Annotated in this window: 1 protein-coding gene; it reads right to left on the reverse strand. The window is 69.4% G+C overall.

Features of this window, described 5'->3' with window-relative positions; genetic code table 11:
• On the reverse strand, positions 1 to 1,160 hold a 1,160-nt coding region (locus tag ACKAE7_RS20985; RefSeq protein WP_408980221.1), incomplete at its 3' end, for a PH domain-containing protein.
• Positions 1,161 to 1,222: the final 62 nt, after the last annotated feature.

A 1,222-nucleotide genomic window follows, 5' to 3' on the forward strand; every position in this document is an offset into this window, starting at 1 on the left:
GTGAGCACCTTCAGGCCAATGCCCCGTTCGGTCAGGTCATGGACGATGTTGACCAAATGCCGCAGATCCCGGCCCAGGGGGGCGAGCCAGCGGGCCCTCCGCGGCGTGGTGACGAATCCGCCGTCGGAATCCAGTCCGGTCAGCCCCGCACCGAAGACGACGGCGGGCTGCGGGGTTCCAGGGTCCGGCAGCACCAGTGCGAGCATGCCCATCACGTCCGCCAGCGTGCCGACGGGCAGGAGAGTGGTCCGGGCGGAGCCTTCTCCCGCGTTCTCCACCACACCGTAGCCTGCCACGTTGACCTGCATCCGGTACCAGCCCAGCGGACGCCACAGCGGCGGCTGGGTGACCTTCAGGGCCTGGATCCGCCCGGGCGGAAGGGTCTGCGCCTGGGTGTCCAGCAGGCCGTAGCGGAGCCGGATGCCGTCCGGGGAGATCGCGGCGGTGAAGTTGTAGCCCTTGTTGAACAGTCCCCAGTAACTGGCTGCCAGGCCAAGGCCCGCAGGAATGAGGTAGAGGTAGAATGCCTGGCTGTCCGTGGCGGCTGCGAGCACCACGGAGGCAATGCCGCCCGCCACCACGAAGAAGCTCTGCTCGCTGAGCAGCAGGGAACCCACAAGGCGCTGCGGCGGCACGGACAGGACCTGGAATTCGGGCGCCTCGGGTGACGGCTGCTCCGGGTGGGCGGGGTCAACGGCCACGCCCGCGGCACGGGCCAGGATGGTGGCGCGGAGCTGCCGGGCGTCGTCGATTTTCAGGTAGGCCAGGCGCACCGCCGACTCTCCTGCGTCGGCCACCTCGAACTTGAGTTCGGCGAGGCCGAAGATCCGGGCCAGCAGGGGCTGCACGATGTCGATGGCCTGGACCCGGTCCAGCCTCGCCTGGCGCTGCTGCCGGAAAAGGAAACCCGTATTGACCCTGACGTAGCCGCCGGACACCTGGTACTTGGTGAAGTACCAGGTGAGGAGGAAGCCCAGCACCGAGACCAGCAGCACCGTGCCGCCGCCCGCCAGCAGCCAGGAAGCCCGGCCGGCGAGCTCTTCCTCGAAGACCGGCCTGCCCTGCAGCGAGCGTTCGAAGATGTCACGGCCGAAGAAGAAGGCTATGGCGGCCAGGGCCACCCAGCCACGGATAAAGGGCGACGCCGGGTGCACGCGCAGCCACTCGCCGTCGGACGCGCTGGCTGGCTGCGCGGTGGCTGGCTGCGCTGCAGCCGGGGTGC

The sequence above is a fragment of the Pseudarthrobacter sp. NKDBFgelt genome, assembly GCF_046097905.1.
Lineage (GTDB): Bacteria > Actinomycetota > Actinomycetes > Actinomycetales > Micrococcaceae > Arthrobacter > Arthrobacter polychromogenes.